23 protein-coding genes are annotated in these 25,209 nt (G+C 66.6%); 13 read left to right on the forward strand and 10 right to left on the reverse strand.

Annotated features, from left to right (window positions below):
* Positions 1-4: 4 nt before the first annotated feature.
* From ACGRVM_RS12445 to ACGRVM_RS12455, 3 genes are all read right to left on the reverse strand, one after another.
* A complete protein-coding gene (locus ACGRVM_RS12445) occupies positions 5-247 on the reverse strand; it encodes a DUF4170 domain-containing protein (RefSeq protein WP_377172116.1) in 243 nt (80 codons plus the stop codon).
* 73 nt (positions 248-320) lie between these two features.
* Positions 321-2,108, reverse strand: coding sequence for an ABC transporter ATP-binding protein (locus tag ACGRVM_RS12450; RefSeq protein ID WP_377172118.1), 1,788 nt, complete (start codon positions 2,106-2,108; stop codon positions 321-323).
* A 92-nt stretch (positions 2,109-2,200) separates the two neighbouring features.
* The gene (locus ACGRVM_RS12455; RefSeq protein ID WP_377172120.1) at positions 2,201-4,012 is read right to left on the reverse strand and encodes a trypsin-like peptidase domain-containing protein; all 1,812 of its coding nucleotides are present in this window, start codon (positions 4,010-4,012) and stop codon (positions 2,201-2,203) included.
* A 227-nt stretch (positions 4,013-4,239) separates the two neighbouring features.
* On the opposite strand from ACGRVM_RS12455, the gene ACGRVM_RS12460 reads away from it, so the two are divergent.
* The 8 genes from ACGRVM_RS12460 to folP all read left to right on the forward strand — a co-directional run bounded on the left by ACGRVM_RS12460 (position 4,240) and on the right by folP (position 14,660).
* Positions 4,240-5,169, forward strand: a complete 930-nt coding sequence (locus ACGRVM_RS12460) for a glycine--tRNA ligase subunit alpha (RefSeq protein WP_377172122.1) — start codon at positions 4,240-4,242, stop codon at positions 5,167-5,169.
* The gene (locus tag ACGRVM_RS12465; protein ID WP_377172124.1) at positions 5,170-5,694 is read left to right on the forward strand and encodes a DUF6446 family protein; all 525 of its coding nucleotides are present in this window, start codon (positions 5,170-5,172) and stop codon (positions 5,692-5,694) included.
* A 69-nt stretch (positions 5,695-5,763) separates the two neighbouring features.
* Positions 5,764-6,615, forward strand: a complete 852-nt coding sequence (locus ACGRVM_RS12470; protein ID WP_377172126.1) for a DUF1206 domain-containing protein — start codon at positions 5,764-5,766, stop codon at positions 6,613-6,615.
* Between the two features lie 103 nt (positions 6,616-6,718).
* Positions 6,719-9,001 carry a glycine--tRNA ligase subunit beta gene (gene glyS / locus ACGRVM_RS12475; protein WP_377172128.1) on the forward strand — a complete coding sequence of 761 codons (2,283 nt, stop codon included), beginning with the start codon at positions 6,719-6,721 and terminating at the stop codon, positions 8,999-9,001.
* 243 nt (positions 9,002-9,244) lie between these two features.
* On the forward strand, positions 9,245-11,818 hold the full coding sequence (locus ACGRVM_RS12480) for a putative PEP-binding protein (RefSeq protein ID WP_377172461.1): 2,574 nt from the start codon (positions 9,245-9,247) through the stop codon (positions 11,816-11,818).
* 173 nt (positions 11,819-11,991) lie between these two features.
* The gene (locus ACGRVM_RS12485; protein WP_377172130.1) at positions 11,992-12,618 is read left to right on the forward strand and encodes a cell wall hydrolase; all 627 of its coding nucleotides are present in this window, start codon (positions 11,992-11,994) and stop codon (positions 12,616-12,618) included.
* 107 nt (positions 12,619-12,725) lie between these two features.
* Positions 12,726-13,652: a dihydroneopterin aldolase gene (locus ACGRVM_RS12490; RefSeq protein ID WP_377172132.1), complete on the forward strand. Its 927-nt coding sequence runs from the start codon at positions 12,726-12,728 to the stop codon at positions 13,650-13,652.
* Between the two features lie 3 nt (positions 13,653-13,655).
* On the forward strand, positions 13,656-14,660 hold the full coding sequence (folP, locus tag ACGRVM_RS12495) for a dihydropteroate synthase (protein ID WP_377172134.1): 1,005 nt from the start codon (positions 13,656-13,658) through the stop codon (positions 14,658-14,660).
* On the opposite strand, the gene ACGRVM_RS12500 is transcribed toward folP, so the two are convergent.
* On the reverse strand, positions 14,628-15,578 hold the full coding sequence (locus ACGRVM_RS12500) for a DMT family transporter (protein WP_377172136.1): 951 nt from the start codon (positions 15,576-15,578) through the stop codon (positions 14,628-14,630). The genes folP and ACGRVM_RS12500 overlap by 33 nt on opposite strands.
* Before the next feature lie 161 nt (positions 15,579-15,739).
* On the opposite strand from ACGRVM_RS12500, the gene ACGRVM_RS12505 reads away from it, so the two are divergent.
* Complete coding sequence (locus ACGRVM_RS12505; protein WP_377172138.1) at positions 15,740-15,910, forward strand: hypothetical protein; 171 nt, start codon at positions 15,740-15,742, stop codon at positions 15,908-15,910.
* 42 nt (positions 15,911-15,952) lie between these two features.
* Here the strand turns inward: ACGRVM_RS12505 and ilvC are convergent, their stop codons facing one another.
* Entirely contained in the window at positions 15,953-16,975 is a 1,023-nt protein-coding gene (gene ilvC, locus ACGRVM_RS12510) for a ketol-acid reductoisomerase (protein WP_377172140.1), read from the reverse strand.
* Between the two features lie 132 nt (positions 16,976-17,107).
* Here ilvC and ACGRVM_RS12515 point away from each other — a divergent pair, with 132 nt between their 5' ends.
* The gene (locus tag ACGRVM_RS12515) at positions 17,108-17,563 is read left to right on the forward strand and encodes an Lrp/AsnC family transcriptional regulator (protein ID WP_377172142.1); all 456 of its coding nucleotides are present in this window, start codon (positions 17,108-17,110) and stop codon (positions 17,561-17,563) included.
* Positions 17,560-18,015, forward strand: a complete 456-nt coding sequence (locus ACGRVM_RS12520) for an Lrp/AsnC family transcriptional regulator (protein WP_377172144.1) — start codon at positions 17,560-17,562, stop codon at positions 18,013-18,015. Before ACGRVM_RS12515 ends, ACGRVM_RS12520 begins: the two co-directional genes overlap by 4 nt.
* A gap of 9 nt (positions 18,016-18,024) precedes the next feature.
* Here the strand turns inward: ACGRVM_RS12520 and ACGRVM_RS12525 are convergent, their stop codons facing one another.
* Both ACGRVM_RS12525 and ACGRVM_RS12530 read right to left on the reverse strand, forming a co-directional pair.
* Positions 18,025-19,224: a UbiH/UbiF family hydroxylase gene (locus ACGRVM_RS12525; protein ID WP_377172146.1), complete on the reverse strand. Its 1,200-nt coding sequence runs from the start codon at positions 19,222-19,224 to the stop codon at positions 18,025-18,027.
* 84 nt (positions 19,225-19,308) lie between these two features.
* On the reverse strand, positions 19,309-19,953 hold the full coding sequence (locus tag ACGRVM_RS12530) for a pyrimidine 5'-nucleotidase (RefSeq protein ID WP_377172148.1): 645 nt from the start codon (positions 19,951-19,953) through the stop codon (positions 19,309-19,311).
* 141 nt (positions 19,954-20,094) lie between these two features.
* Here ACGRVM_RS12530 and ACGRVM_RS12535 point away from each other — a divergent pair, with 141 nt between their 5' ends.
* Positions 20,095-20,739: a GntR family transcriptional regulator gene (locus tag ACGRVM_RS12535; RefSeq protein ID WP_377172150.1), complete on the forward strand. Its 645-nt coding sequence runs from the start codon at positions 20,095-20,097 to the stop codon at positions 20,737-20,739.
* Between the two features lie 6 nt (positions 20,740-20,745).
* Here the strand turns inward: ACGRVM_RS12535 and ACGRVM_RS12540 are convergent, their stop codons facing one another.
* Together ACGRVM_RS12540 and carA are read right to left on the reverse strand one after the other, a co-directional pair.
* The gene (locus ACGRVM_RS12540) at positions 20,746-22,650 is read right to left on the reverse strand and encodes a glycosyltransferase (RefSeq protein WP_377172152.1); all 1,905 of its coding nucleotides are present in this window, start codon (positions 22,648-22,650) and stop codon (positions 20,746-20,748) included.
* Between the two features lie 92 nt (positions 22,651-22,742).
* A complete protein-coding gene (gene carA, locus ACGRVM_RS12545; RefSeq protein ID WP_377172155.1) occupies positions 22,743-23,906 on the reverse strand; it encodes a glutamine-hydrolyzing carbamoyl-phosphate synthase small subunit in 1,164 nt (387 codons plus the stop codon).
* Positions 23,907-24,110: 204 nt separating this feature from the next.
* Between carA and ACGRVM_RS12550 the strand changes: the two genes are divergently transcribed.
* Entirely contained in the window at positions 24,111-24,578 is a 468-nt protein-coding gene (locus ACGRVM_RS12550; RefSeq protein WP_377172157.1) for a GatB/YqeY domain-containing protein, read from the forward strand.
* A gap of 82 nt (positions 24,579-24,660) precedes the next feature.
* Here ACGRVM_RS12550 and ACGRVM_RS12555 read toward each other — a convergent pair whose 3' ends face one another.
* Positions 24,661-25,161, reverse strand: coding sequence for a DUF2244 domain-containing protein (locus tag ACGRVM_RS12555; RefSeq protein WP_377172159.1), 501 nt, complete (start codon positions 25,159-25,161; stop codon positions 24,661-24,663).
* Between the last annotated feature and the right edge of the window lie 48 nt (positions 25,162-25,209).

Consider the following 25,209-nt stretch of genomic DNA (forward strand, 5'->3'; position numbering starts at 1 on the left):
CTCCTCAGCCCAGCTCTTCGGTCGGGGATGCGGCTGTCTCCTCGTCGCGCAGGCGGTGCAGATGGGCGATGAAGTAGCGCATATGCGCGTTGTCCACGGTGCGCTGCGCCTCGGACTTCCAGGCGTTATGCGCGCTTTGATAGTCGGGAAAGATCCCGACGATATGCAGATCGTCCACGTTCTTGAACACGTTCTTCGACGGATCGACCAGCTCTCCGCCGAAGACGAGATGCAGGCGTTGGGTCATGCTGTGGCTCCTCGGTGACGTCATGGCGCGAAACTATGGGCTGCGGCCGGAAGGGGCAAGGGCCGCACGGGCCTCACCGATCCTTGTCGTAGCCCTGCTTTTGCGCGCTGTAGAGCTGTGCGTAGAGGCGGTTCTGTTTGAGCAGGGTCTCGTGCGTGCCCTCCTCGACGAGCTGCCCGGCCTCGAGCACGAAGATCCGGTCGGCATCCGCGATGGAGGACAGCCGATGCGCCACGACGATGCAGGTCTTGCCCTTCGTCAGACGGTCGAGCGCGCTCTTGATGCGCGCCTCGGTCGCCTGATCGAGCGCGCTCGTCGCCTCGTCGAGCAGGATGATGGGCGCATCGGTCAGGAAGGCGCGCGCGATGGCGATGCGCTGTTTCTGCCCGCCCGAAAGCTGCGCGCCCTTGGGCCCGACGGCCGCACCGCCGCGCCTGCGGATGACATCCGCGATCTCGGCCTTCTCGGCGGCCTGCCAGACCTCCTCGTCGGTGGCATCCGGGCGCACGTAGCGGATATTCTCCCAGATCGAATTGTTGAAGATCACGATGTCCTGCGCGACCACCGAATAGGCGCTGCGCAGCGCCTTGACCTGAAGCTCGTCGATGGGCTGCCCGCCGATGGTGATGCGCCCGCCCTTGGTGTCGTAGAGCCGGGTCAGAAGCGACAGGACGGTCGTCTTGCCCGACCCGGTCGAGCCGACGATGGCCGAAACCTCGCCGCCCTTGAACGTCATGTCGAGCCCGTGAAAGAGCGGCTGATCCTCGGAATAGGAAAAATGCACATCCTCGAGCACGATGTCGCCGCCGGTGTCGAACTCGGCGACGGCGCCTTCCTTGTCGGTGATGCTGGGTGTCTCGTCATGCAGGCGGCGGACACGGTCGAGAATAACAAAATGGGAGGGAAGGCTTCCGATAAACATCGCAAGCAAGCGCGCTGGATCGAAAACCATCACCATACCCAGCAGGAACGTAATAATACTGGCACCGTCCACATCGAATTCAGGGCTAATCACCATATAACCGCCGCCGCCGATGACTAGGACATAGACGAAAGCGCTGCTCAGATCGATCGACGGCATGGTTAGAGCCTGGGTGATCTGCACGCGGTTCATCAAATCTCGCAACGCGGAGGTGCCCCCCATTAGACGGCTTGTTTCGACCTCTTCCTGGCTCGCAATCTTGACAGTGCGCATGCCAAATACCGCCTCGTCTATATCATTCATGTATTCACCGAGCGCGGTTTCAGCTTCGCCCTGAACAATTTTCACTCTGTTTGAGACGTAATTCATTACCCAAATTATGAACGGCAGCACCACGACTGCGGTGGCGAAAAGGATCGGGTTCTTCCAGATGAGATAGCCTGACACGATGATGACGGTGACCGCATCGCGCACCGCGTTCGCCGTCGCCTGCCCCACGAAGACGCCGAGCGCCTGTGTCTGCGTCACGAGCCGCTGGATGATCTCCCCCGACTTCGTGCGTTCGAAATACGCAAGATCGAGCCGCATCATATGGTCGATCAGATCACGTCGCATATGGAAGATCGCATCATTGCTGGCCCAGATAGTGATGCGCGGCACGAGATAGGACATGAGGCCGCGCACGGCGAAGAGCACGAAGACCACGATGCAGACCTGAACGAGATCCGCGACGCTCCCGCTCTCGAAGATCACGCGCAGACCGCTTTCCGTCATGGAGAGGAATTGCTGATAGACGACGCCCTGAACGAGGATCATGCCGAGCACGACGAGCAGCCACGGCGCCTTCTTGCGCAGATACCGCGACCAGAGCCAGCGCAGATTGTCGCGGTCCCGCTCGGAATAGAGGGGAATGCGCTCGGATTTTTCGGTCTTGCTCATGCGGTGCGGGCCTTTGGCGTTTGGTCTCCGGCCCGCTCTTACAGCAGCCCGGCGGCAAGGTCACCTGCCGCGGGCTTTCTTTTGCGCGCGGCTCATTCCCAGCAGCTGACAAGGACGGTCATGCCGTTGGCCCGGTCGGCCATCTGCGCGGGGGCAAGCGCCGCTCCGGGCTGCGCGGCGGCGGGCGCGCTGCCTGCGGCGGTCAGAATCGCGCTGAGTGCCTCGGCATCGGCGGCGAAGGCCACGTCCTCGGGCAGCATGCGCCCGTCCTGCTTGCGCGGGAGGAGCATTCCGATCACCGCGCCGCCCGCATCCAGAACCGGCCCGCCCACATCGCCCTCGAGCGCGTTCAGCGCGAGGCGCGAGACGGTCTCGGTGCCATCGAGCCCGCGAATATCGGCCACCGTGCCGAAGGTCAGCGACGGCGCGCCCAGAACGCCGCCGTAGGAATAACCCGACAGCGTCACCTCGGATTGCAGGCGCGGCGCGTCCTGTGCGAGCGCGGCCACGCCGATGGGCGCGACGCTGCTCTCGGGGCGCAGGACGGCGACGCCCAGATCCGCATCCGACGCCGCGATGGTGGCGTCGATATGGTCCTCGATGGTGATATGGCCGCAGGCGCCGACGATCTCGGCGCTGGTCACGACCGTGCCGCGCGCATCGACATAGAAGCCCGAGCGCGTCATCAGCGGCTTGCGGATCTCGAGCCCCGAGACGAGATCGATGCTTTGCGCGTCGTTCGATCCGGCGGCGGGGTCGAGCACCCCGTCGAACCGCGTGAAGCTTTGCTGCATCCGGCTCAGAACGCGGGCGCGGCGGTCCTCGTCGCCGGTCGGCCAGATCAGCGTGAAGCCCTTGATCTGCCCGTTTTCCAGGCTCGCCTCGGTATGCGAGATCATCTTCGCGTTCTCGCCGATCAGCGTGAAGCTGTCGCCGCGCCGCTCGCGCGGGCCGTCTTCCGGCACGATCTCGAGCGTCTGCATGATGTCGTACAGGCCGAACAGCGTGTCCTGCGTGCCTTCCTGGCTGATGAGAAGGGCGCGCGCCGGAAGATCGCCCGTGGCGTCGAACTGCGCGAAGGGCGGCTCGTAGCGCGCGAAGCCGACGACGCCCAGCGGCAGCTTGATCGCGATGCCCGCCTCCTCGTCGCTGACGAGCGCCATGCCCATCCCCTCGAGCACGGCGTTGTATTGGCGCAGCAGCTCGGCGCGCTGAAGCGTCGTGAGGATGCCGGTCGGCTCGAAGCCGTTTGCGCCTTGCCAGTTGGCCATCGAGCGCCGGGTGCCGGCGCCGAAGGCCGCGTCGATCGCGCCGTCGTAGAACCCGGCCCATTGCAGGGCGATCTGTAGATCGGCGCGCGCCTCGCGGCTGAGTTCGGCCTCGCTCGCGCGGGCCTCGCGCGGGGTTTCGTCGACGATTTCGGGCTCGGGCTCGATCTCGGGCAGGCTTTCCGGCTCGGCGGCGGGCACCGGCTCCGGGGTCACGGCGGCCAGATCCTCGGCCGTGATCGGCTCGGGCGCGGCCTCGGCGCCGTCTGCCAGAAGGTCGGCGCCGATGGGCCAGATCTGCCGGGCGTAATCGCTGCTTTCGGCGATGTAGCTGTCGCGCGGGATCGCACCCTCGCGGCGCAGGCGCGTCAGGATTTCCTGCGCGTCATCCGCCTCGTAGGGGCCGAGCGCCACGACATACCAGCCCGAGCCATCCAGATCGAAGCCGTTGACGTCGTTCAGCTCGGCGCTGCGGCGGCGCAGCGCCTCGTTGATCTCGGCAAGGTTCGGCTGCGCTTCGATCTGCACCCAGACAAGGCGCGAGCCGGCGCCCGCGGCATCGCCCGACTGCTGTGCCAAGGCGCCGGAGGCGCCCAACATCACAACGGCGATCGCCGCCAGAAAACTGCGTTTCATTCTCAGCCTTACCCTATGGTCATCGACGGGCCGCCCCGCGCTTTGGGCGGTTCTATCAAAAAACCCCCTGCATGCACCTAAAATATGAAACTTTCGAGAGGTCCCGAGGCGCCGCGCCTGCGCCCAAATAACGCCCCGCCGCCTGATTGACCCCTCGCGCGCCGCGCCGTAGGTAGAAGGCGCGATTTCCGGGGGCCATGCCCCGCCGATTTCCCGAAGGGGCCGCCATGACCGACACGCCAGCCAAGCCGCGCAGTTTTCAGGAGATCATCCTGAGGCTTCAGACCTATTGGGCCAGCAAGGGCTGCGCGATCATGCAGCCCTATGACATGGAGGTGGGCGCCGGCACGTTCCACCCCGCGACCACGCTGCGCAGCCTCGGCTCGCGCCCCTGGGCTGCGGCCTATGTCCAGCCCTCGCGCCGCCCCACCGATGGCCGCTATGGCGAGAACCCGAACCGGCTCCAGCATTATTACCAGTACCAGGTGCTTATCAAACCGAGCCCGCCCGATCTTCAGGCGCTCTATCTCGGAAGCCTCGAAGCCATCGGCATCGACATGGCACTCCACGACATCCGCTTCGTCGAGGATGACTGGGAAAGCCCGACGCTGGGCGCGTGGGGCCTTGGCTGGGAAGTGTGGTGCGACGGTATGGAAGTCAGCCAGTTCACCTATTTCCAGCAGGTCGGCGGGCATGATTGCGCGCCCGTCTCGGGCGAGCTGACCTACGGGCTCGAGCGGCTGGCGATGTATGTGCTGGGCGTCGATCACGTGATGGAGATGCCCTTCAACGATCCCTCGGCGCCCATCCCGCTCAGCTATGGCGATGTCTTCCGCCAGACCGAGGAGGAGTATTCGCGCTGGAACTTCGATGTGGCCGACACGGATGTGCTGCTGCGTCATTTCGAGGAGGCCGAGGCCGAGTGCCGCGCCATTCTGGCTGCGGAGGATGCCGATCCCAAGACCGGCAAGCGCATCGTCATGGCCCACCCCGCCTATGATCAGTGCATCAAGGCCAGCCATATCTTCAACCTTCTGGACGCGCGCGGCGTCATTTCGGTCACTGAACGGCAGGCCTATATCGGGCGCGTGCGCGCGCTGGCCAAGCAATGCGCGGACGCGTTCGTGCAGACCACCGCCGGCGGGTGGGCGGCATAGATGGGAAAGTTTCTGGCGGTGCTTCTCTTTCTTTGCGCGGCGGGCGGCGGCGCCTTCATGTATTACCAGCAGGTCTATGCCTATTACGAGGAGGTCGAGCCCGATGGCGAGACCGATGTCGTGATGACCTCGATGATCACCGACGCGCCCGAGCCGGTGCTCTATGACGATTTCCGCGCCATCGACGCGACAAGCTCGCCCATCCGCTACCGGGCCTGCTTCACCACCTCGATGAGCCACGCGATGCTGACCGAGACCTACTTGCTCGACGAGGACGCCGTGCCGCTGACCGCGCCGGGCTGGTTCGACTGCTTCGATGCGCGCGAGATCGGCGAGGCGATAGAGGCGGGGCGCGCGCTCGCCTTTCTCGGCACCGAGAACATCGAATACGGCATCGACCGCGTGGTCGCCATTCACGAGGATGGGCGCGGCTGGGTCTGGGATCAGATCAACCCGTGCGGCGAGGTCGTCTTCGACGGCAATGCCGCCCCCGAGGATTGCCCGGAGCCGCCCGAGGGCTACTAGGCCCCGCTGTAGGACGGAACGAAAGGGCGCGCCATCGCTTGTCTTACCGACACCAAGGGAGGACATCCGATGGCGAACAAAGCCCCTGCATGGGTCGTGCCCGTGATGCGCACCGGATACGGCGCGCGCGGCGTGGTCTATCTCATCGTCGGAGGACTGGCGCTCTGGGCCGTCTTCTGGGGCGGCGCGGCGCAAGGCACGCAGAACGCGCTCGCCGATCTCAAGCAGCTCGCCTTCGGCAATCTCCTGCTCTGGCTCATCGGTCTCGGCCTCGTCGCCTACATGGTCTGGCGCCTGATCGACGCGGCGATGGATCTCGAGGATTACGGCAGCGGGGCCAAGGGCATCTTCGCGCGTCTCGCGCAGGCGGTGACGGGCCTCATCCACGGCGCGCTCGGCCTGTCGATCATCCGCCTCGGCATGGGGCAGGCAAGCGGCGGCGGAAACGGCGCCGAGAACTGGACCGCGCGGCTCATGTCGCTGCCCTACGGCCCGTCGCTCGTCGCGGTGCTGGGCGCCGCGGTGATCGGCGCGGGCCTCTATTACATGCAGAAGGGCCTGCGCGGAAAATACCGCGAGGACATCCGCATCACGCCCGTCACCCGCAAGCTCGATCCGCTGATGAAGCTGGGCTTCGTCGCCGAGGGCGTGATCGTCGCCACCATCGGCGGCTTTCTCCTCTATGCGGGTCTTACCTCCGATCCCGGCCAGGCAGGCGGCGTCGGGCAGGCGCTGGGCTATATCCGAAGCATGGAGTACGGCGCGTTCCTCTTCGCCGTCATCGCCGTGGGGCTTTTGTGCTTCGCGCTCGAGAACATGGTCGAGGCGGTCTATCGGATAGTGCCGCGCCATGCCGGACCGGATGTCGGCACACTGGCCGCCGAGGCGAAGGCCAAGGCGCGGGCGCACGCTCCGGGCTGAGGCCCGCTATTCGCTGGACCTCGCCCCGGCGCGCTTGTATCTCCCTCACCGAATTGCCGCTGCTCAGACGCGGCGCGCGTGATGCCAAGACGAGGGTGAGACAATGCCGGACCTTCTGATCGAACTCTTTTCCGAAGAGATCCCCGCCCGGATGCAGACCCGCGCCGCAGAGGATCTGAAGGCGCGCGTGACGGAAGGTCTGGTCGACGCGGGTCTCACCTATGCCGGCGCCGCCGCCTTCTCGACCCCGCGCCGCCTGACGCTCGCTCTGGGCGGGCTGAGCGCCGCCTCCCCGACGCTCAAGGAAGAGCGCAAGGGCCCGCGCACCGACGCGCCCGAGAAGGCCATCGAAGGCTTCCTGCGCGGCGCGGGCGTCGGACGAGGCGATCTGGAAGTGCGCGACGAGAAGAAGGGCCAAGTCTATTACGCCACCATCACGAGGCCGGGCCGCGACGCCGATGTCATCGTTGCTGAAGTGCTCGAACAGGTGATACGCACCTTCCCCTGGCCGAAATCGATGCGCTGGGGCAGCGGCAGCCTGCGCTGGGTGCGCCCGCTCCAGTCGATCCTCTGCATCCTCACCGATGACGCGGGCGAAGCGCGCGTGGTCGATCTCGACGTGGACGGCATCAAGGCCGGGAACACGACCGAGGGCCACCGTTTCATGGCGCCGGGGCGCTTCGCCGTCAGCGGTTTCGATGATTACGCGGCCAAGCTGAAGAAGCGTTTCGTGGTGCTGGACGCCGCCGAGCGCGCCGAGGCGATCTGGCAGGACGCCACCAATCAGGCCTTCGCCGCCGGACTGGAAGTGGCCGAAGATCGCGGTCTGCTCGCCGAAGTCGCGGGACTGGTCGAATGGCCCGTCGTGCTGATGGGCACCATCGACGCGGCATTTCTGGGCCTGCCGCCCGAGGTGCTGCAAACCTCGATGAAGGAGCACCAGAAATTCTTCTCGGTCCGTAACCCGAAGACGGGCCGCATCGAGCGGTTCATCACCGTCGCCAACCGCGAGACCGCCGATGGCGGCAAGACGATCCTCGCGGGAAATCAGAAAGTGCTCTCGGCGCGTCTCTCTGATGCGAAATTCTTTTGGGAGAACGATCTGCGGCTGGTCAAGGAGCGTGGCCTCGAAGGCATGGCCGCGGGCCTCGGCGACGTGACCTTCCACAACAAGCTGGGATCGCAAGCCGACCGCATCACCCGTATCGAAGCGCTGGCGCGGGAGATCGCGCCCATCGTCGGCGCCAAGCCCGATCTGGCCGCCGAAGCCGCGCGCATCGTCAAGGCCGATCTGCAATCCGAGATGGTGGGCGAGTTCCCCGAATTGCAGGGCCTCATGGGCCGCTACTACGCTGAGGCGGCGGGGCATGAGGGTGGCGTGCCCGAGGCCTGCGAAGAGCATTACAAGCCGCTCGGGCCGGGCGATATGGTGCCCTCCGCGCCGGTCTCGGTCGCCGTGGCGTTGGCGGATAAGATCGACACGCTGACGGGGTTCTGGGCGATTGATGAGAAGCCTACGGGGTCGAAGGACCCCTATGCGCTTCGCCGTGCGGCGCTGGGGGTTATTCGGCTGGTGCTGGAGAATGATCTCAGGATTTCACTTGATCAATTACAGTTGGATGGATTTGCAAGACATCGAGAGCAAGACTCTTTGCGAAAAGGCATTGCTCACGACGCCCGGCTCGTAAAATTTGCACAAGAGTTCGGTATCGAGCCCGCCGATCTTAGTGTGGCCATTGACGAGTCTCGCCGCAATCCACAGACCGCCGAAGGACTACTTCGAAAGCACCTTGGAGATGTTAAAAGCTTTTTGGAGAAAGCTCTTACTGATACTGGACGCAGAGACGTTTGGAAAAAAGCCGACGATCTCCTCTCCTTCTTCCACGACCGCCTCAAGGTTTACCTCCGCGATCAGGGCATCCGCCATGACGTGATCGACGCCTGCGTCGCGATGGACGGCAATGACGACCTCGCGCTTCTGGTCAAGCGCGCGACGGCGCTCAGCGACTTCCTGAAAACCGAGGATGGGGAAAACCTGCTGCAAGGTTTCAAGCGGGCGAACAATATCCTCAGCCAAGCCGAGGAGAAGGACGGGGTCGAATACTCTTTCGGCGCGGACGTGAAATTCGCCGAGACGGACGAGGAGCGCGCGCTGTTCGATGCGCTCAAGGATGCGGCGCCGCGTGTGGATGCGGCCCTCAAGTCCGAGGATTTCGCCGCCGTCATGTCGGCCCTCGCGGCCCTGCGCGCGCCCATCGATGCCTTTTTCGAGGCTGTTCAGGTCAATGCCGAGAACGACATCGTGCGCCGCAATCGTCTCAACATGCTGGGCCAGATCCGCAAGATCGGCCTCTCGGCGGCGGATCTGACGAAGATCGAGGGCTAGAGAGTCCTTCTCGCGCCGGAATAGCGCCGGACCGGCCCGCGGTTTAGCGCTTTTGTTCCTGAGTGCGCGGCATATCCGTAGCGCGGACATCGCTGCCATGAAGCGCATCGAACAAGCGTTGCCGCGCCAGCCCCCGGTCCGGCGCCCGCCGGGCTTCCGTTCGCAGTCCGTGCGGCCTCACACGCGCCCTGCGCCGCTTGGCCGCGCCCCTGACTTTCCCTTGCCTTGCGCGTGTTCCTGCCTATGCTGCACCGACACGCGAAAGGTGCCGCAGTGCAGCAAGGCCAGACCGACATCACCCTCATCACGCCCGATGCCCCGATCCGGACGGATACGCATGGCGGGCGCGCGAAATGCCTTCAACGGCTCGCGCGGCTGAGCCTGCCGGTGCCGCCGACCGTCGCGCTCTCTTTCGCCGCCGTGCAGCGTATCGCCGCCGGGGAGATGCCGGACCTGCGCGCACTCCTGTCTCAGCTCGACGACAATGCGCTGCTCTGCGTGCGGCCCTCGTCCGAGCATGGAGATTGGGGCGGCCCGCGCGCTGTGCTGAATATCGGCATGACCGACGCGATGCGCGAAATCCTCGCCACAAGGATCGGGCCGGAGGCGGCGACGCGGCTCTATCTGCGCTTCGTCGAGAGCTACGCGATCCACGTCGCGCGGCTCGATCCCGACATGCTGGACGACATGCCGGACGCGCCGGACGCCGCGCTGACCTTCGCGCTGCGCGTCTACGAGGACGAGGTCGAGGAGGCGTTTCCCCAAGATCCCGCCGTGCAACTGGCCGAGGTGCTGCGCTCGATGGCGCGGGCCTGGGACGGGACCACCGCGCGGCTTCTGCGGCAGGCCAAGGGCGCGCCGGCGGATGCGGGGCTGGGCCTCGTCGTGCAGGAAATGGCCATCGGCCTTGGGCGCGGCGAGTGCGGCAGCGGCGTCATGCAGCTCGTCAACAGCAAGTCGGGCCTGCGCCAGATCACCGGCCGTTACCTCAGCCAGAGCCAGGGGCGCGACGCGCTCTCGGGCGGCAAGGAGGCGCTCTATCTCGAGCGCGATCCGCGCGGCCCGTCGCTCGAGGATCTCGCGCCCGAGGCCTTCGCGCAGCTCAAATCGCACCTGTCGCTGATGCGGGAGAAGCTGCGCGAAGAGATGCAGGCCGAGTTCACCATCGAGAACGGCAAGCTGCACCTCCTCGACGGCGTGCGCGTCGCGCGCAACGCCCGCGCGGCGGTCAGCATCGCCGTGGCGCTGGCCGAGGACGGGATCATCCCGCGCGAGGAGGCGCTGATGCGGATCGAGCCGCGCGCGCTGAACGAGCTTTTGCACCGGCAGGTCGATCCCGAGGCGAGGCGCGACGTGCTGGCGCGCGGGGTCGCCGCCAGCCCCGGCGCCGCGACGGGCCGTATCGTGTTCAGCGCCGAGGCGTCACAGGCCGCCGCCGCGCGGGGCGAGGCCTCGGTGCTGGTGCGCCGCGAGACGACCTCGGAGGATATCCGGGGCATGCACGCCGCCGTCGCCGTCCTGACCGAGCGCGGCGGCATGACGAGCCACGCCGCCGTGATCGGGCGCGGCATCGGCCTGCCTTGCGTCGTCGGCGCCTCCTCGATCCGGTTTCAGACCGCCGCGCGCAAGCTGACGGCGCCCGATGGCCGCGTCCTCAAGGAAGGCGACGAGATCACCATCGACGGCACCAATGGCGAGGTGCTCTTCGGTCAGGCGCCGCTGCTCGATGCGGGCCATGACGACAGCTTTCAGGTGCTGATGGGCTGGGCCGACGATGTGCGCGACATCGCCGTGCGCGCCAATGCCGACACGCCGATGGACGCCAAGATGGCGCATAACTTCCTCGCCGAGGGGATCGGTCTTTGCCGGACCGAGCACATGTTCTTCGAGGAAGCGCGCCTGCGCGTCATGCGCGAGATGATCTTCGCCAGCACCAGTGCCGACCGCGCCGCCGCGCTCGAGCGCCTGTTGCCCATGCAGCGCGCCGATTTCGCTGAACTCTTCCGCATCATGAAGGGCCAGTCGGTCTGCATCCGCCTCTTCGATCCGCCCCTGCATGAATTCCTGCCGAGCGACCGCGCCGGGCACCGAGAGCTGGCCGAGGCGCTGGATCTGCCGCTGAGCAAGGTCACCCGCCGTGTCGAGGCGCTCGCGGAATACAACCCCATGCTGGGCATGCGCGGTGTGCGGCTCGGGATCACGGTGCCCGAGATCTACGAGATGCAGGTGCGCGCGATCTTCGAGGCGACGCTCGAAGTGGCCGGCGAGGGCGCCGAGATCGTCCCCGAGATCATGATCCCGCTGGTTTCCGCGAGCCGCGAGGTCGAGTTGGTCAAGGCCCGCGTCGATGCCATCGCCGCCGCCGTGCGCAGCGAGACGGGCCGCGATTTCGCCTATCGCCTCGGCGTCATGGTGGAGACGCCGCGCGCGGCGCTGCGCGCGGGCGATATCGCGCCGCAGGTCTCGTTTCTCAGCTTCGGCACGAACGATCTGACGCAGATGGCCTATGGCCTCAGCCGCGACGACGCGGGGCGCTTCATGTCCGAATACGTGCAGCTCGGCGTTTATCCCGAGGATCCGTTCCACACGCTCGATCTCGATGGCGTGGCCGAGCTTCTGAGCATCGGGGCCGAGCGCGCACGCAAGGCGAACCCGGATCTGACCCTGTCGATCTGCGGCGAGCATGGGGGCAACCCCGAATCGATTGCCTTCTGCCGGGCCGCCGGGTTCGACTATGTGTCCTGCTCGCCCTTCCGGGTTCCGGTGGCGCGACTAGCTGCCGCACAGCTTGCCGTGCGTGACAAGATCGGGCGGTAGTGATGTGCAAAGCCACTACATAGAGGGTCCGAACCGGCGGAGCCGCGCCGATTTCGGCGTCTGAAAACGCCATGATCTGTCCCATAATCGTCACGGGCTGGACGAAAGGGCGCGAAAACTATATCCCACCGCGATCCTGGGGGGCTGCGCCCCTCGCTGCCAGTAGGTGTTTTATGACGCGCAAAATTCGTCTTGCTCTCGTCGCCGCCCTTCTCGCCACGGGTCCGGCGCTTCCCGCCGCAGCCGATACGGCGATCAACAAGCTGATGGGCCAGGAGCGCCGGGGTCTTTCGGCCATGTCGCAATCCCGCGTTGCCAGCTATCTCAAGAAACCCGCAGCCACCGCCGGTTATACCCGCGAATGGCTCGATGCACAAAAGCCCGTCAAGGGCGATGCCGAATGGCGCTGCCTGTCCGAGGCGCTCTATTTCGAGGCCCGCGGCGAGACCGTGAAAGGCCAGTTCGCCGTCGCCGAGGTCATCCTGAACCGCGTCGACAGCCCCCGCTATCCCAACACGATCTGCGGCGTCATCCATCAGGGCACCGGCCAGAAATACGCCTGCCAGTTCACCTATACCTGCGACGGCCATGCCGAAATCATCGCCGAGCCGCGCGCCTTCGAGCGTGTTGGCAAGATCGCCAGCATCATGAAGAACGGCGCCAAGCGGCCCCTGACCAAGGGCGCGACGCATTATCACACGCATGCCGTCTCGCCGCGCTGGTCGCGCGTTTTCCCGCGCACCGCCGAAATCGGCTATCACTATTTCTACAAGCAGCCGACGCGCCTGTCGCAGAACTGAGCCCCGGCACGGCGTGCCGCTTTGCCGGTTTGTGCGCGGCGGCCCGCCATGCTAAGCCGCGCCGGCGGGGAGGATTTCCCCGCAAGGCGCGATCAGGAAGACGGGCGATGAGCAACGATACGACACTGGCCTTCGGGCATCCCGATGCCCGCGCCGAGGCCACCGCGCCCGCCGGCCCGCTCGACCGCATTTCGCTGCGCGATCACATCGTCGAGGTCGAGATCGGAGCCTTTCAGACCGAGCGCGGCATCACCCAGCGCATCTGCTTCAATGTCGTGGTCGAGGTGCGCCCCGTGGGGCCGGATCTGGGCGACGATGTGGACCGCATCCTGTCCTATGACCGCGTGACGCAGGCCATCGCCGCCGAGCTGGCCGAAGAACGCCTGAACCTGCTCGAGACCCTCGCCGAGAACGTGGCCGAGCGCATCCTCGCCGAGCCGCAGGCGGTGCGCACCTTCGTGCGCATCGAAAAGCTGGATCGCGGCCCCGGCGCGCTCGGCGTGGAAATCGTGCGCTCGGTCGATGATCTGGGCGCCCGGCCCGCGACGCCTATCTCGGCGCCGCGCCCGCATGTCGTCTATCTGACCAACGCCGCCGTCAAATCGCCCAATCTCGAGCGCTGGCTCGATCAGCTCGAGCAGCGGGCCGAGCCGGTCATCCTTTGCGTGGGCCGCGCCGATGCGATGCCGCCCCAGACCGGCCACAAGATGACCCAGCGCCGCGTCGATCTTCTGGCGATCGAGCAGAACGCATGGGTGCTTGCGGGCCGCGACGACCGCTGCGTTGTCGTCGATACCCGCACCGAACTCGACTGGGCGATGCGCAACGGGCGCATCAGTGTCTGGGCGCCCTCGAAGATCGTGCTCGATGCCGTCGATGGCCCCACAGTCGGCCCCGACAAGCCGGTGGCGCTGGCCGCGTGGTTCGCCGGGCACATGGATGCGTCAGACCTTCTTCTGATCGGCGAGGCGCCGCCCGAAGGCGGCGCGGACGTCCCGGTGCTGGTGCAGGACATCGCCGAATCGGGTCTCTGAGCCATGCGCAGCTATTACCGTCCCATCCCCCAGTCCGATCCCGGTCGCCCCGATGGCGCATTGACCCTCGCGGGCGGGTGGACATGGTTCGACCGCGCCGAGCGCATCACCCGCGAGGGGCGCGAGATCGTCGCGGCGAAGGACATCCCGAGCGAAGTGCTGGAGCGCCTGACAGAGCCGCGCGCGCCCATCGCCGGGCTCGGTTTCGACGCGCCGCGCCTCATGGGCATTCTCAACGTCACGCCCGACAGCTTCTCCGATGGCGGCAAGTTCATCGCTCCCGAGGCCGCGCTGGCACAGGCGCAGGCGATGGCCGAGGCGGCGGATCTGATCGACGTGGGCGGCGAATCCACCCGCCCCGGCGCGCTGCCGGTCGCGCCCGAGGACGAGATCGCCCGCACCGCGCCCGTCATCGCCGCGATCCGCAGCCGCATCGACGTGCCGATCTCGATCGACACGCGCAAGGCCGCCGTCGCGCAGGCCGCGATCGGTGCGGGCGCGCGCCTCGTCAACGATGTGGCGGGCTTCACCTACGATCCGGCCCTCGCGCCCTATTGCGCCGAGGCGGGCCTGCCCGTCTGCGTGATGCACGCGCAGGGCGATCCGCAGACGATGCAGGACGCGCCCCATTACGAGGACGTGCTGCTCGACGTTTATGATTTCCTGGAGGCGCGCATCGAGGCGCTCGAGGCGCTGGGCATCCCGCGCGCGCATATCATCGTCGATCCGGGCATCGGCTTCGGCAAGACGCAGGCGCATAATCTCGCGCTTCTGGCGCGGCTCGGCCTCTTTCATGCGCTGGGCTGCGCGGTCCTCTTGGGCGCGTCGCGCAAGAAATTCATCGGCACCATCGGCGGCACGCCCGAGGCGTCGGACCGCATGCCCGGCTCTGTCGCCGTTGCGTTGGCGGGGATCGCGCAGGGCGTGCAGATCATCCGTGCCCACGATGTGCCCGAGACGCGCGCGGCGATGCGCCTATGGGGCGCCGCCACCACCGGCGCGGCGTGACGCGCGCCCCGCAAAAAGCCGTTTGAGCGCGCCGAGCTGGCTGAGCGCGAGGCCCGACAGGATCAGCAGCAGCGCCCAATAGATGTTGGGCGGCAATTGCTCGCCCAGAAACACGATGCCGAACCCCATCGACCAGAGCGGCACCTGGTAGTTGACGAGGCTCATGAAGACCGGCCCCGCGCTGCGGATGATCTGCACCAGCAAGAGCTGCGCGAAGCCCGTCGGCAGCGCGCCGAGATAAAGCAGCGCCATCAGGCTGGGCAGGGGCACGTCGCTCGGCCAGCCGTCGAGGATGAGCGCGGCGGGCATGATGAGCGCCGCCCCGATGCAGAGCGCGGCGGCGGCGAGCGACAGCATGTCAACGTCCGGGCAAAGCCGCGTGACGATGGCGCCGAGCGCATAGCAGAGCGCGGCGCCGATACAGCCGAGGCGCGCCGTCGTCTCGAATTCCGCGCCGGTCGCGGCGAAGGCGGCGGGCCCGATCAGGACGATCACGCCGATCGTGCCGATAACGAAGCCGACAAGCCGGCGCAGGTTCATCTGCTCGCCCGGAATGAGCAGATGCGCGAGCGGCAGGATCAAAAGCGGGACGACCGCCATGCAGACCCCGGCAAAGCCAGAGGCGACGAATTGCTGGCTCCAGCTCAACAGGAAGAACGGCAGAGCGTTGGAAAAAACGCCGATCCCCAGCGCGCTGAGCCATATCGCCCGCGCATTCGGCCCCGAAAGACGCGGCAGCCCGCTGCCCTTCAGATGCGCGATGACGAGGAGCATGAGCGCCCCGAGGCCGAGCCGCGACGCGACCACGATGCGAGGCCCGACCCCGTCGAGCGCGACCCGCGTGAACATGAAGGCGGCGCCGAACATGAGGCCCAACGTCATCAGGCGCAGCCAGTTGATGGGAGTGATCGGTGTCATGCGGCGGGGCTCCTGCCTGATCGGGCGTGAAAGAAGCGCCCTCGTTCCGGGCGGACAAAGGCGTGTTCGGATGGGCAGCCCGGCCGGGGCATCCTGCCGCAGGCGGGGAACCGATGCATGCGAGTCACGTTTGTGGCCCAATCATCGAGAGGAGTTTTCCCATGGAGATGCCACTTCTGGTCATCCTGCCGCTTGCGACCTTCGCCATCGTGATGGTCGCCGTTCTCTGGAGCAGATCCGCGACCCGAAAGCGCAAGGAAGAGGAGGCGGCCTCGAAATCGACGCTGGCCCGCGACAAGGACAGCCACGGCAAGCCCGCCGATGTGGAATGATGCGGCCGAGGCCCGCACGGAGCCTCGGCCCGTCTTCTCGGATCAGTTCTTTTCCTGATCGACCAGCTTGCCGGCGGAGATCCACGGCATCATGCCGCGCAGCTTCTTGCCGACTTCCTCGATCTGGTGCTCGTCATTCATGCGGCGCGTGCCCTTGAAGAAGGGCTGGCCCACCGCATTCTCCTGCATGAAGTCGCGCACGAACTTGCCCGATTGGATGTCGTGCAGGATCGCCTTCATCTCCTTCTTGGTCCGCTCGTAGGGCAGAACGCGCGGGCCGCTGACATACTCGCCATACTCGGCCGTGTTCGAGATCGAGTAGTTCATGTTGGCGATGCCGCCTTCATAGATCAGATCGACGATCAGCTTCACCTCGTGGAGGCACTCGAAATAGGCCATCTCGGGCGCGTAGCCCGCCTCGACCAGAGTCTCGAAGCCCATGCGGATCAGCTCGACAAGACCGCCGCAGAGCACGGCCTGCTCGCCGAAGAGGTCGGTCTCGCATTCCTCGCGGAAGTTCGTCTCGATGATGCCCGAGCGGCCACCGCCGATGGCGGAGCAATAGGAAAGGCCCAGCTCCAGCGCCTTGCCCGATGCGTCGGTATCGACGGCCACGAGGCAGGGCACGCCGCCGCCCTTGACGTATTCGCCGCGCACGGTGTGGCCGGGGCCCTTGGGCGCCATCATGATGACGTCGATGCCTTCCTTCGGCTCGATCAGGCCGAAATGCACGTTGAGGCCGTGGGCAAAGGCGATGGCCGCGCCCTCGCGGATGTTGTCATGCACGTATTTGCGGTAGGTTTCGGCCTGCAGCTCGTCAGGCATGGTGAACATGATGAGGTCAGCCCAGGCCGCCGCCTCGGCGATGCCCATGACCTTGAGGCCCTCGCCCTCGGCCTTCTTGGCCGATTTCGAGCCTTCGCGCAGCGCGACGACGAGGTTCTTGGCGCCGCTGTCGCGCAGGTTCAGCGCGTGGGCGTGGCCCTGGCTGCCATAGCCGAGGATGGCCACCTTCTTGTCCTTGATGAGGTTGATGTCGCAATCGCGGTCGTAATAAACGCGCATGTCTTGGTCCCTTTCGGTTATGTGATTGGGCCTGAAAGTACAGGCACGACCCCGAGAAGAATTGCAAAAGCGCGTTGATGGTCCGGTTATTTCGAGTATTTATAACCAAGATGAAGGATTGGCGGTAAATTCATGCTCGACGATACGGACAGGCGCATCCTGCGGCATTATCAGCATGCTCCCGCGGCGGCCCTGTCGGATCTGGCGGAGCTTGCCGGCGTCACCGCCAATACTTGCGCGCGGCGGCTGGAGCGGATGGAGGCGCAGGGCGTGATCCTCGGCAACCGCGCCGTGATCGACTGGCGCGCCCTCGGCTACGAGGTGGAGGTCAGCCTGCGTGCGCAGCTCGACAAGACCCAGCCGCGCGCCTTCGACGAGTTCACGGCGGCGGCGCGCGAGGTGCCCGAGGTGGTGGAAATTCAGACCTTTCTGGGCCGGGTCGATCTGCGCCTTTGCGTGATCGCGCGCGACATGGCGCATTACCAGCACATCTATCGCAGCGCGATCCTGCCCCTGCCGCATATCGCCGATATCGAGGCGCTGATGCATATGGCGCGGATCAAGGCGGACGAGGCGCTGCCGCTATGATCGAGCTCGACGAGACGGATCGGCGCATCCTGCGCGCGCTGGTGGAGGATGCGACCCAAAGCGCCTCGGCGCTGGGCCGCAAGCTGGGCCTGTCGCAACCCGCCGTCTGGCGGCGCATCAAGCGTCTGCACGAGACGGGCGTCATCAAGGGGCAACGCCTCGATCTCGACCGCGAGAAGCTGGGCTTCGGCGTCAGTGTTTTCCTGGGTGTCAAGCTCGCCACGAAGGGGCGGGTCAGCCTCGACGATTTCGAGCGGGCCGTGACGGCCATTCCCGAGGTGCAGAGCGTCGAGCATATTCTGGGCGTCTATGACTACCGCCTGCGCGTCGTGGCGCGCGATATCGCGGATTTCGAGCGCGTGCTGAGGCGCCGCATCATGACCCTGCCGGGGGTCGGAGATGTCGAGGCGAATGTCCTTCTGAGCGAGGAGCGCCGGCCGGGGCCGATCTAGCGGGCCGATCTAGTCGCGCGTCCCGCCCATCCCGAGCCGCATGAGGCCGCGCCGCACCGGCGCCAGCGCATAAAGCGCGTTCAGCCCCATGGCGCGCGCATCCCGCAGGGGCTGCGCGCCCATCATGGAGGCACGGTTCAGCATGTCGATCCCCTTCATCCGGAATGCCACCTCGGTGTGCCGGGCGCGGTGATAGGCGTCCAGCATCGCGGCGTCGCCCAGCGTTTCGGGCGATTTGCGCGCCAGATCGAGAAGCGCGCGCAGATCGGCGAGCGAGGTGTTCAGCCCCTGAGCGCCGATGGGCGGCATGACATGCGCGGCCTCGGCGATGAGCGCGACGCGCTGCGCGGAGTAGCGGTCGGCGATCTGGCTGATGATGGGCCAAATGCCGATCTGCGAGGCGAGCGTGAGCGGGCCGAGGACATGGCAGGCGCGCGCGTTCAGCGCCTCGTTGAAGGCCTCGGCATCCAGTGCGGCGAGACGCTGCGCCTCGGGGCCCCGCTCCATCCAGACGACGGCGGAGGAGGGCATGCCATCGTGGTCCGGCAGCGGCACCAGCGTGAAGGGGCCGCCGCTGCGGTGGATCTCGGTCGAGACATTGCCATGCGGGATCGGATGCGTGACCGCGAAGGCCAGCGCCTTTTGCCCGTAGCGCGTCGTCGTCGTCTCGATGCCCGCCGCCCGCCGGATGGGCGAATTGCGCCCGTCAGCCGCGACGACCAGACGTGCGGTTACATGGGTGCCGTCGCTCAGCCGCACGCGGGCCTCGCCGTCGCGGGTCAAGAGCCCATCCGTGCCGACACCGGAGCGGAAGGTGATCCGCTCCGCATCCTCGACATGGGCCAGCATCTCTCGGCGCAGGAGCCAGTTGGGAAGGTTCCAGCCGAAGGGGGCGTCCGAAATCTCGGAGGCGTCGAAATCGCGCGTGAGGCGGGCTTCGGCCTCGGCGCCGCCCGCGTCGATGATCCGCATCGTCTGGAGCGGCATGGCATGGGGCGCGAGGCGCGCCCAGAGGCCGCAATCCTCGAGGAGCTTCTGCGCAGGTTGCAGGAAGGCTGTGCTGCGCAGGTCCGCGCCCTTGGTATCGCGCTCGGTCACGGGCGGCGCGGGATCGACGCAGATCACATCGAAGCCCGCCGCGCCGAAGGCCGACGCCGCCGTCAGCCCTGCGATACCGCCGCCTGAGATGAGGATGTCGACCTTCTCCATGAGACCGCCCTTTCGCATTCTATGCTTGACGATATAGGCCCGCGCATTGCCGAGGGCCACCCGGCAGAAGGCCGCAGCCGGCCCTCAGACGAGCCGCGCGAGAAAGCCGCTCAGATCGTCGGTGTGGTGATGGATATGGCTTGCCTCATGCGGATCGGGTGCGACCAGAACCGTGCGCAGACCCATCTCATGAGGCGCGGCGAGGTTGCGCGGATCGTCCTCGAACATCGCCGCCGTCTCGGGAGCGAGGCCATCGGCGGCGAAGACCGCCTCGAAGGCCGCGCGGCCGGGCTTGGGCACATAGCCCGCATGCTCGACGCCGTAGATCGCGTCGAAAATGCCGGATAGTCCGCGCGCCTCGGCCACGCGTTCGGCATAGGGGGCGCTGCCGTTGGTGAAGATGATCTTGCGCCCCGGCAGCGCGGTGATGCGCGCGCGCAATTCGGGATCGGGGCTGAGGACGCTCATGTCGATGTCATGCACATCGATCATGTATTGCTCGGGCGCCATGCCGTGCACATTCATCAGCCCGGCGAGGGTCGTGCCATGCTCGCGCCAATAGGCGACGCGCAGCCTGTCGGCCTCGGCATGGCTCACGCCGAGCGTGTCCATGACGAATTGCGTCATGCGCACCTCGATCTGATCGAAAAGGCGCAGATGCGGCGAATAGAGCGTGTTGTCCAGATCGAACACCCAGGCGCCCACGTGACTGAAATCCTGCTTCGGCATGGCGCGCAGCCTAGTGCCTTTCGACGCGAAGCTGAATGCGATTCTCGCATCGCTAGGAACGCCGCGCCCGCATGCAGTCTTGATCGTCGGCGGCGGCGCGCCTACCGTCGCGCGATGCGACGCAGAATTGGACCCGCCCCCATGAAACCGCCCCAGACCGATGCCTATTCGCTGATCCTCGAGGCGATCGACATGGGCGAATTCCGCCCCGGCGACCGCCTTGTCGAGAGCGATCTGGCCGAGCGGTTCGGCGTCTCGCGCACGCCCATCCGCGAGGCGCTCCAGCGGCTCGAGACGCAATCGCTGCTGACGCGCGACGGGCGCAGCCTCATCGTCGCCTCGCTCGATCACAACCAGCGGGCCGAGCTTTACGTCGTGCGCGCCGAACTCGAAGGCCTCGCCGCGAGCCTCGCCGCGCGCCACGCGACACCCGAAGAAGTGGCGGTGCTGCGCGGCATGGTCGAGCAGGACCGCGCCCTGATCGGCGATCCGTCCAAGATGGCGCGCGCCAACCGCCGCTTTCACAAGCAGATCCACCTCGCCTCGCATAACCGCTTCCTGGTGCAGCAGCTCGGCCTCGTGCACCGCTCCATGGCGCTGATGGCGACCACGTCGCTCGCCGCGGAGGGGCGCGGCGAGGTCGCCATCGCCGAGCATGACGCCATCGTTTCGGCCATCGAGGCGGGCGAGGCGCGCATGGCGCATGACGCGCTCAAGGCGCATATCTCGAAGGCCTTCGTCACGCGCCTCCGGCTCGAATCGGGCGAGGTGAAATCGACGCTCTGATGCGGCTCAAGGCTCGGGCTGGTTCAGGTCGAGCGAGTGGCCATGCGCCGTCTTGTCCCAATAGTAGGGCGCGACGATCATCTCGTAGATCGCCTTGACGGCGGCGATGGTGCCGAGCGGCGTGTAGAGATGCATGGTCGGCGCCCAGGGCAGCAGATGGCGATGCCCCTTGCTCGAAACGCCCAGCATGTAGAACCCGATATTGAGGATCTCGACTGCAAGGAACAGCTTGCCGAAGAGCAAGAGCCCCTCGCGCGGCAGTATCGGATCGAGCGGGTGCGGAAGACCGAAGAGGACGAGCCAGAAGGACCACAGGAACGGCGCGAGCACGAATTGCGAGAGAGCGGTCAGAAAATGCGCCTGAAAGCCCCAGAAACGCCACGCGCCGAGCTGGCGATGCAAGAGGAGGGGCCGGCGCATATGGACGAGATAGGTCGTCATGTAGCCCTTGAGCCAGCGCGAGCGCTGCTTGATCCAGGGCCAGGCGCGGCAATTCGCCTCCTCGCCGGTAACGGTGCCGATCACCTCCGTACGGTAGCCGTGCCGGGCAAGGCGGAAGCCGAGATCGGCATCCTCCGTCACGTTATGCGCATCCCAGCCGCCAAGCTCCTCCAGCACGTCGCGCCGGAAATAGAGCGTCGTGCCGCCGAGCGGGATGGCGAACCCGAGACGCGCCATGCCCGGCAGCATTACGCGGAACCATGTCGCGTATTCGATGGTGAAACAGCGGGCGAGCCAGTTCTGGCGCGGGTTGTAGTAGTCGAGGATGCCTTGCAGGCAGACCACATCGGGCGGCGCGGCTGCGAATCTGCGGGCCACTTGGGTGATCTGGTCGGGCGCGGGGGCATCTTCGGCGTCGAAAATGCCGACGATGTCGCCCTCGCAGAAATCGAGCGCGTAATTCATCGCGCGCGGCTTGGTGCGGGGCTGCCCGTCCGGAACGATCACGGCGCGCATCCAGGGCGGCAGGTCGATGGCCGCGACGGTCTCGCGCGTGGTGTCGTCTGTCTCCTCGAGCACGAGGATCACGTCGAGCAGGCATTTGGGATAGGTCAGCCGGCTCAGCCGCCGGATGAGCGCCTGCGCGATGCGCGTCTCGCGGTAGAGCGGCACGAGGATCGAAACCTTGGGCAGTTTCGCGCCCTCCGGCAGGGGCGGCTGGACCGGCTCCGGTGCGCCATGCACGACGCGCGCGCAGACGGCGGCCGTCTTGAAGAGCGCCGAGACGATCAGGGTCAGCGTCGCCCAGGCGACGAACAGGCCGAAGACCTGCGCCGGAAACAACACGCTGAGGCCAATCAGCGCGCCGACCACGCCGAGCGCAAGCGCGCCTCGGCCCGCGGGCGTCGCGCGCCAAGTTCGGCAACTTTCGGCTTCGGGAGGGCGGGCTTCAGCGGCGGCGGTCAGCGCGATGCGCGCGGCATCGGCCATGGCGCCCTGAATGGCGCGGCGCGGCGCGATCAGAGGCGCGCGGCGGCGCAGGGCATCGGGCAGATCTCCGAGGCTCGCCGCGTCCTCGGGGCGCTCGACCGCGAGACGCAAGACGCCGTCCGCGCCCCGGAGCGGCACCGCCCCGCGACGGATCAGGCTGCGCGCGTCGATCCCCGGCAGTTCTTCGGCCCCGGAGGCGATTTCGGCCTCGCTCGCCCAGCGCAGTCCCGCGCGCTCGGCTTGCGCGGCCAATGCGACGTCTTCGTCCAGAAGGCCCTCGGCGCGCAGGACGCGGTCGAGGGGCGCGTCGCAATGCGCCTGAACGATCTGGCCCAGCGCGGCGTCCGATCGCGAGATCGCGCCAGTCTGCACGAGGTGGCGGCCGAGCGCGCAGAGCGGCTCCGTGCGGCCCGCCCCGTCGCGCAGGCTGGCGGCTGACCAGGACGGCGTGTCCAGCTTCCGCAGTTCCGAGGTCGCCATAAGATACCCTTCGCCGTGCAATTCAGCGACGAGTTTCGTTCACCTCGGTTAACGAAGGGTAAAGAAAGTCCTAAAGATGATACTGAAAACGCTCAGGAAGCCGGCGTTTTCGCGGCCATATACCCTGCGAACCGCTCGAAAAGGTAAAAGCTGTCCTGCGGGCCGGGGCTCGCCTCCGGGTGGTGCTGCACCGAGAAGACGGGGCGATTCTTCAGCGCGATGCCACAGTTCGAGCCGTCGAAGAGCGACACATGCGTCTCCTCGACGCCTTCGGGCAGCGATTGGCCGTCCACGGCGAAACCGTGGTTCATCGACGTGATCTCGACCTTGCCGGTGGTGTAGTCCTTGACCGGATGGTTCGCGCCGTGATGGCCGTGGCTCATCTTGACGGTGCGCCCGCCCAGCGCCAGCGCCAGCATCTGATGCCCGAGGCAGATGCCGAAGATCGGCAGATCGGCCTCCAGAAGCTCCTTGATGACCGGCACGGCATAGGCGCCCGTCGCCGCCGGATCGCCCGGCCCGTTCGACAGGAAGACGCCGTCCGGCTCGTGCGCCAGCACCTCCTCGGCGGTGGCGGTCGCGGGCAGCACGGTGACGTCGCAGCCCGCCGAGGCGAGGCAGCGCAGGATGTTGCGCTTGGCGCCGTAGTCGATCGCGACCACCTTGTGCGGCGCATTCTCCTGCACCGGATAGCCATCGGGCCAGGCCCAGCGCATCTCGTTCCAGCGGTAGGATTGCGCGCAGGTCACGTCCTTGGCGAGGTCCAGACCTTCGAGCCCGGCAAAGCCGCGGGCCTTCTCGACCAGCGCGGCGATGTCGAAATTGCCTTCGGGATCGTGCGAGAGCGCCACATGCGGCGCGCCCTGCCGGCGGATCGCGCGGGTCAGGCGCCGCGTGTCGACGCCGCCCATTGCGATGCGCCCGCGCTGGGCCAGCCAGTGCTGGAGCGTCTGCGTGCTGCGCCAGCTCGACGGCGCGGTCGGGTCCCATTTGACGACCATGCCGGCCGCCACGGGATCGGCGGTCTCGTCATCCTCGGCATTGGTGCCCGTGTTGCCGATATGGGGAAAGGTGAAGGTCACGACCTGCCCGGCATAGCTCGGGTCCGTCATGATCTCCTGATAGCCGGTCATCGCGGTGTTGAAACACAGCTCGGCCACCACCTCGCCCGTCGCGCCGAAGCCGTGACCGTAGAAGACCGTGCCGTCCGCCAGCGCGAGGCAAGCGGTGGGGCGAGGCTGAAGCGCATCGGGCATGGCGTCTCTCCGGTCATGTATGGCAGGGGCAAAATTTGCGCGAAACTAAGGGTGCCGCCCGGGAGGGTCAAGGGCCAAGCCCGCAAGGGTGCCGTAGCGGCAGGGCCGCGACATGTTGCCATGCGCGCCCGGATTGGATAGACCCCGGCGCCTGTGATACCCTGCCGGCCACTTTCGGCCCAGCCGATGCCAAAGGATCGAGACATGGAAAACACTCTGCGCGACCGCGTCAATGCCGCCCTCAAGCAGGCGATGCGCGACAAGGACGCCGCCCGCCTCGCCACGCTGCGCCTCATCAACGCCGCGATCAAGGATCAGGAGATCGCGGCCCGTGCGACGGGCGGCGAGGTGCAGCTGAGCGATGACGACGTGCTCACGATCCTCGGCAAGATGACCAAGCAGCGGCTCGAGTCGGTGCGCGCCTACGAGGAAGGCGGGCGGATCGATCTGGCCGAGCGCGAGCAGCAGGAAGTGGCGGTGATCTCCGAATTCCTGCCGCGCCAGCTTTCCGAGGCCGAGGTCGACGCCGCGATCGAATCCGCCATCGCCGAGACCGGTGCGAGTTCGATCCGCGACATGGGCAAGATCATGGGCGTGCTGAAGTCGAAATATGCCGGGCAGATGGATTTCGGCGCCGTCGGACCGCGCATCAAGGATCGCATGACCCAGTGAACGGGCGCGCCCCGGCGCCTTTTCCATCTCTACGGAAACACCCGACGGCGAGGCCCGTCCGGCCGCGCGCGATCCGTCCGCCTCAGCCGCGTTCGCGCGCGAGCTTCAGCGCGCCGCGCAATTCGCCATAGAGCGCCTTGCGCTCGTCTTCGGACAGGAATGCGCCCACCTCCACCTCGCGGCCCGCGCCGCGCAGCGTGATGTAGTGTTTGACCGGCCCGCCCGAGGGATAAATCTGCGCCTGCGCCCAGTAGGCGTTGCAATCCCATTTCTGCACCTCGCCGCCCGGATTGGTGCGCGTCAGCAGCACCTCCTGCGCGTCGATGATGAGCGCCTCGTGCATGTTCCCGCTGGCATAGCTGCGCTCGAGCGCCCACCACATCAGCACGACCGCGCCGGCAAGGAAGGGCAAAAGCCCCCAGAGCACCACGGTGCCGACCAGCGCGAAAAGCGGGATCGAGAACATCAGGCACGTCGCCAGCATGAAACCGGCAAAGCCGCGCCGGGGCAGCGACCTGTGGGGCCACATGTCGAGGCGCTGCGTCTCGGTGCCTATTGCCGGAGGGGACCATTCGTAGGGCATGGGCGGAGAATATCCCGCAGATCGCGTTTGAAAAGTGCCTGCCTTGCG

This window comes from Roseovarius aquimarinus, from assembly GCF_043661195.1.
Lineage (GTDB): Bacteria > Pseudomonadota > Alphaproteobacteria > Rhodobacterales > Rhodobacteraceae > Roseovarius > Roseovarius aquimarinus.